At 55.7% G+C, this 6,021-nt stretch carries 5 protein-coding genes and 3 pseudogenes; 3 read left to right on the top strand and 5 right to left on the bottom strand.

The genetic code is table 11. The features are described from left to right. On the top strand, positions 1-393 hold a 393-nt coding region (locus tag GA0061098_RS43090; RefSeq protein WP_091968145.1), incomplete at its 5' end, for a plasmid pRiA4b ORF-3 family protein. A gap of 42 nt (positions 394-435) precedes the next feature. Beyond that, positions 436-1,233, top strand: a pseudogene (locus tag GA0061098_RS43085) (IS3 family transposase); the annotation flags it as partial. On the opposite strand, the pseudogene GA0061098_RS47710 reads toward GA0061098_RS43085, so the two are convergent. From GA0061098_RS47710 to GA0061098_RS43075, 3 genes and pseudogenes are all read right to left on the bottom strand, one after another. Then, a pseudogene (locus GA0061098_RS47710) lies at positions 1,219-1,365 on the bottom strand (hypothetical protein); the annotation flags it as partial. The pseudogenes GA0061098_RS43085 and GA0061098_RS47710 overlap by 15 nt on opposite strands. Positions 1,366-1,548: 183 nt before the next feature. After that, on the bottom strand, positions 1,549-2,130 hold the full coding sequence (locus GA0061098_RS45565) for a hypothetical protein (RefSeq protein ID WP_165637986.1): 582 nt from the start codon (positions 2,128-2,130) through the stop codon (positions 1,549-1,551). Between the two features lie 46 nt (positions 2,131-2,176). Beyond that, positions 2,177-2,766: pseudogene (locus tag GA0061098_RS43075) on the bottom strand (IS5 family transposase); the annotation flags it as partial. Between the two features lie 663 nt (positions 2,767-3,429). On the opposite strand from GA0061098_RS43075, the gene GA0061098_RS43070 reads away from it, so the two are divergent. Beyond that, positions 3,430-3,993 carry a PCC domain-containing protein gene (locus GA0061098_RS43070; protein WP_091968139.1) on the top strand — a complete coding sequence of 188 codons (564 nt, stop codon included), beginning with the start codon at positions 3,430-3,432 and terminating at the stop codon, positions 3,991-3,993. 677 nt (positions 3,994-4,670) lie between these two features. Here the strand turns inward: GA0061098_RS43070 and GA0061098_RS46860 are convergent. Both GA0061098_RS46860 and GA0061098_RS46855 read right to left on the bottom strand, forming a co-directional pair. After that, positions 4,671-5,180 carry an IS4 family transposase gene (locus GA0061098_RS46860; protein ID WP_245323997.1) on the bottom strand — a complete coding sequence of 170 codons (510 nt, stop codon included), beginning with the start codon at positions 5,178-5,180 and terminating at the stop codon, positions 4,671-4,673. Then, entirely contained in the window at positions 5,167-5,916 is a 750-nt protein-coding gene (locus GA0061098_RS46855; protein WP_245323996.1) for an IS4/Tn5 family transposase DNA-binding protein, read from the bottom strand. Before GA0061098_RS46855 ends, GA0061098_RS46860 begins: the two co-directional genes overlap by 14 nt. Positions 5,917-6,021: the final 105 nt, after the last annotated feature.

The raw sequence follows: 6,021 nt of genomic DNA, 5'->3' as shown, positions 1-6,021 counted from the left end.
GGCCCTCAGCCCATCGATGCTCGCAAGACGCGGCTCTCCAATATCGTTCAAGAGACCGGCGCGAAGACGATCCATTATCTCTACGACTTCGGCGACAGCTGGGATCACGTGATCAAGCTCGAAAAGTGGTTCGACAACACGACAACGGAGGGACTTCCGTTCTTGCTCGAGGCCGCTGGCCGTTGTCCTCCCGAAGATGCCGGCGGTGCGCCAGGCTATGCCCAATACCTCGACGCCATCAGCGACGCCACCCATCCGGAGCATGAACATATGCGCCTTTGGGGCCCGGAGCAGTTCGATCCCAACGTCGTCGACCGGAAGGCGCTTGAGGCCGCTGTCAATGCGTTGTCCGACATATGGAAGCCGCGCCGGCACACCACGCGCTCAAAATAGACGTCAAGCGCCGATCAAATGGGCCTCAGAGCTACGCTTACGCTCGAGGTCTCGCCGGCCGGTTATTACGCTTGGCGCGAGCGCCCAGAGAGCGCCCGTGCAACCTCAAATTCTGCGCTGCTGGCCGATATCCGGCAGGTCTATCGCGAGAGTGGCGAGCGCTACGGCAGTCCCCGGATCCACGCTGTCCTGCGGACGCAGGGACGTGGGGCCAGCCGAGGCCGGATCGAACGGCTGATGCGTCGGCATGGCATTCGCGCGATCATGGCGCCGCCACGTCGGGTCCGAACCACCGACAGTCGTCACAATCTGCCGATCGCACCGAACCTGATCGCGCGCGACTTCACCGCCGCAGCCCCAAACCGGGTCTGGCTCGCCGATATCACCTACATCCCGACCGCGGAGGGCTGGCTATACTTGGCGGCCGTCATGGACCTCTTCAGCCGCAAGATCGTCGGTTGGGCGATGCGCCATCACATGCAGGTCGAACTCGTCTCCTCCGCGCTATCGATGGCGATCCGCCAGCAGCGGCCGGGCGCCGGATTGATCCATCATTCCGATCGCGCCGTGCAGTACGCTTCACACGAATATCGCGCGGCCCTTGCCGCCACCGGCATCACCGCATCAATGAGCCGCAAGGCCGACTGCTACGACAATGCCCCGATGGAGAGCTTCTTCCACACCCTCAAGACCGAGCTCATCCATCATCGCCAGTATCAGACCCGCCCCGAGGCCCAGCGTGATATCTTCGCCTTCATCGAGGGCTTCTACAATCGAACCAGGCTCCATTCCGCCATCGGACATATCGCCCCGATTCAGATGGAGCTAAAAGCTGCTTAAACCCGTCCACTCTTTCGGGGGAAGATCAAGATCGTGGTTGCCAGGAATAAGCAGGAGCTTGTTGCTCGTAAGCGGCTTCAGTTCATCCATTATTCCAAGAAACTGGCGCCATTCCGAATAACGGCCCCGATCAGTGACGTCCCCCTAACAATTACCAAATCAGAACGCTCTAGTGCCCAAGTAAGGGCAGCGGGCGCACGCTGCCTCACATGCTGCTGACGAAGCCCCCTCAATCGTGAAGTCTTCGGTCAGATGCAAATCCGAAAGGTGGGCGAGCACTAATGCATCCGCAACTCTCTCTTGCCCTCTGGGCAATTAGCACACCTCCATCTTTGGCGTTTTTACCAGAAAGCGCACCCACCAATCGAATGGAACAAGACGTGGTCGCACCTTGGCCACGGGCACGATAACAAAAGCGAATAGTGCCCAAAACAAAAGGAAGGCATCGAGGATTCGGAACACCACACCTACGCCGAATACAAGATGGAGTCTCCGCCCATAGGTAACGATAAGAAAAAGCTTTGAGCGCGTTAAGACTACCGCTTTTGATATATATCCAGCCAGTACCTTTATGCCCATTTCCTTCGTTTTTGACACCAACATGGTGAAACATAAAAGAAGGACTAAACTGAAACCGATAGCCGCCCACCACGACCATCGCCAGTAAGCGTCGTCTAACATCCCTGTTCTTGCTACCAACGTGTAGAAAAGTACAAAAAGGCCTAAAGTGTGGGCTACAGCCGCCCACCATCCCCCATCTCCCGCAAAGGGCATCTGAAATAGCACGAGCAATCGTGTTGGGGTGCTGCTGGCGCATCCTGCTTCCTCACTTTGCCTAAAGGATAGCACACCAAGTGTGTAGGAGACGGCCGCACTGCGAAGTTTCGACGCTGCCATTTTCGGTTCGGGTCATTTTCGATGCGTTTGGCAGAGATTGAGGACTGGGGCTGAAGCAGATCGGCTCGCTGCGATTGCTTTTCGGCGGATGTTGGCCCACGCGCCCTTCTTCATGGCAAGCTCCCTGATCCAGTCCGCATCATAGCCACGGTCGGCAAGCAGCATTGACCCGGATTTCAGACGAGACAGCAGTTTCCGGCGAGTCGAACGTCATGGGCCTCACCCGGGCTCAGCGCCAGCCGTACCGGCAGACCATTGCCATCCACCACCGCATGGATTTTGCTCGTCAAGCCGACGGGACCTTGATTGGCGCTGGTTTCTTGTAATGCAGGCTCCATGCTGATGCACGCGGACAATGGAGGTGTCGATCATCTGGACAGCGGCATCATGGGCAGTGGCAAGCGCTTCTATGAAGCGGCCCCGAACACCAGCCCGCCGCCACCTAACGAACCGGTTGTAGCAAGTCGTGTACGGACCAAACGCCTCGGGCAGATCGCGCCAAGGCGCTCCGGATCGCAGGACCCGGAAAATGCCATTGAGGACACGTCTGTCGTTCACCTGAGGAACGCCACGCGGCTTGTTCGGCAGCATCGGCTTGATGGCGGTCCATTCATGGTCGGCGAGTTCGTAGCGCATGATCTCGCCGCTGCATAGTCCGTGAGTTAAGAAGGGCGAGGAGGGTCAATGACATCGCGCTATGAACGTTTGAAGGGCCGAGGACGCAACAAGCGTCGGCTTTGATGCCTCGTTCGCCACAGCAAACGGAGGGTTTGTGGCGCCAGTAAATCCGTCGCCAGTGATGCTGAGTGGAAAATAGGTCTGATCCGCCGGCCGCTCCGGAAGCGGAGAGGGCTGTAGATGGTCAACATCTACCCGACAGGGCCTCATGAAGTCTTAGTGGTTCAGCCAGAGGGGCGTCTGCGCCAGGCTTGGGTGGTCGCAGTTGGGTAGATGCACTGATTGTTGTCCATAAAAGCTGCTGCAACGCTTTAAGTCAACAAGGCAGACGTCACGGGAGGGAGACTCTTCAACTCTATCTGATTTGGTGGCTGTACTAGCTGTGCAGCTGGTGATTTATGTCAATTCCAGGAGTCCACAGGCCCAGTGCTTTGCTCGTGTGACCGCAGAGGCGACGCTTGATCGCAAGGAGCTTAGAATTCACCCGACGAAGACTTTTGAGAAGTGCCACATTGCGGAAATGCCTAAGCAGTCCCGCAGTATTTTCGCAGAACCCTCGGCGGCTATCCAGAACCTGAGGAGTTTACGGTTTTTACTCTTCATCATTTGGAGATCCATGACATGAGGAAAACGCTCAGTGGTAAAATCGAGGAGGTCATCTACGCCCGCCTCGAGCCAGGCGAAGACCTCCTTCGGGCGCTTTGGGACATCTGCAAAAAACACGATGTAAAGACCGGGCTCCTTTTGGACGCGACCGGCACGATGGAAACGGTTAGGATACAACGGTTTCCCCACGAGTCACGACCAGGAAGTGCTGGGATTGACATGGTTCAGATCCCTGGGCAGCTAGAGGTGAGTGCGCATGGCATCATCGGGATGGGCTGGATGCCGGACAAGTCGGTGACAATTCCGAAAGGATTTGACGGTGAGGCCGACACAGGCTTCGGTGCGGCAGGCTTCGTGGGACATGAGACGCCCTATTTCCACGTGCATATTACGGTGACAAGCGCCTCGCAGACAGTCTGTGGGCACCTCATGGAAGGTTCACCGATTTGCCGAAATACTTGGAACGCGGACGCTAAAGTGCCCACGCACTTCACGGTTGCTATTGCAAAAGTTTCCGGGGTCATCTTGAGGGCAACCTTCGACAAGAGCGGCTACTATCACGACCTCGTACCGGCATAGGAGGTCCTGATAAATTTGCAAAACACGGCTCGAAGACGCCGCAGATCCGCAGCAGACAAAACGAAGCGCGCGCATTTGTTGAAGTTGCATGATGCTCCATCCCCTTTGTTTGCCCTTTCGGCGGATCGAGATCGCTCAAATTAAACGGGCTCTTGAACCGCGCAAAGTCCGGTCCGATCTTTATCTTCACGACGGCGCGAAAACACTGGTCTTCGGTCTGCACCAATTTCGCATCCCGGAATGCAAGATTTCAGCATGGCGGGATCGTTCAGATTCGCCGAGGCCATCCATCGTCATCGAAGCCTATTAGATGTTAAAGGAACCTTGAGCAATGACGATGAGGCCTGGCATCGGAAGCTTGGCCTCTACTTCAGAGGAGAGACCGACGGAAAGAGTCCAAAAATCACATGATAGGCCCCGGCGCGCTCAAGAAGGCATTGCGCACGTTGCAGCCATTGTAAAGGTGACCCCCTTTAGGAGACGAGGCCGAGCGCGTCCCGTTTGGCTGAATAAAGGACATGTGACGGGGAGCATCAGTGTAGCACACATCCGGCGCGGCGGGATTCATTTGGTGTGAAAAGGTCACTAGTATAGGCCGCCATACGTACTCTATCTAGTAGCTTTCGCTGGTACATGGTACGCATACGACGCAGCTTACGATTACCCACATCTTTGAGTCAGAGCTTCGCTCCCGTTGCGATATCGATGAAACGCGATAGTCCGCGCCACGTGATGAGATTCCCTGGTGGCGGATCGTTGGCGCGCGCGAGATAGCCGCCGAGCCTGGCGATCTTGATGAGATAATGCGACAATGTCCTTCGTTTGCTGACTGGATTCTTGTCTTTGACGAGCCGATCAAGCAATTGGATTTCAGCTTTGGTCAGCGCAAATTCCGGTGAGGCATTTGGTGCTGAACGATTGAGCATCGTCATCCAAAAAATGCGCCAGCTCACAATGCAGAACACCGAGATCAGATTCGTCAATCGCTGAGCAGTCCGCAGTTGCGAGTCCTCTGCCCGACAGCCGGATTTGAATATCTTGTGGAAGACCTCGATCTTCCATCGCAGGGAATACCATTCAAGTTTCTCGATGGCGTCCCCGCGCGATTGCACCGGAAGATCGGTCAGGAGTTTCCATTCAATCTTCTTTCTGTTCTTTGTCGCTCCTCTTTCATCAGCGTGGATCACTGTCAAAGTCAAAGCTGGATACCGCGACTGCTTGCCACGGCGCAAAACAACTCATAATATCGGCCTCACGATCACCGATATGGATGCACTTCGATGGCTTCTCAAAAAGCTCCGTGGATTGCTTGAGGTTCTCCAGCCAACGAATGCTCTCCTTGGTTTCAATGGGGATCCGTGTCAGGTTGACCTCGCGCCTGAGCGCAGCGACCCCTCTGAATTTCTTTCTGGTCCAGAACTTCACGGCGCTGAGCCCCAGTGGAAGCCCCTCAAGGGTCATCGCAAGGCTCGAATGCATCAATATTCCGCATGTCGTGTACGTTTGGGGTTTTCCGTCCAATCTTCGAGAGTTGCCTTTGGGGATGCGCTTAATCATCCCGATCAGATCCGGGCGCTCCCTTTGATAGGTGAATTCGGTCGTATCATGCAGAACAAGAACAGGCCCTTTCGCAGCCGCGATACGTTCCCGCGTCGATTTAAAATGACCAGATAGGATGTCGGCCTCGCTTACTCGTTCATTGGAGAAGAAACGGTAGGCCGCCTTGGTATTCGCCCAGTCTCGGCAAACCATCGGAATGCTCTGTCCGATGTCTCCACCAATTTGCTCCAGCAGCATGCGAAATCTCTCGCCAAGTCGAGCGTCCTGGAATTCGCACAGCGCAGCTTCACGATCAAACCAAGTCACCGCGTCAGACGCCAAACGATGCGCCTTCTCATCCCGGGCGCGTGAAGTCAGTCCCATAGAGCACCTCTTCTCGAATCAGGTGCTCATCAAAAAATCATAAGTGATTCCGGCGACTCAAGTTTTCGGTTGGGCCGGGCCTCAAAAAATGTGGGTAATCGTAAG

The sequence above is a fragment of the Bradyrhizobium shewense genome (assembly GCF_900094605.1).
GTDB lineage: Bacteria > Pseudomonadota > Alphaproteobacteria > Rhizobiales > Xanthobacteraceae > Bradyrhizobium > Bradyrhizobium shewense.
This window is presented reverse-complemented; position numbering and strand designations above follow the sequence as displayed.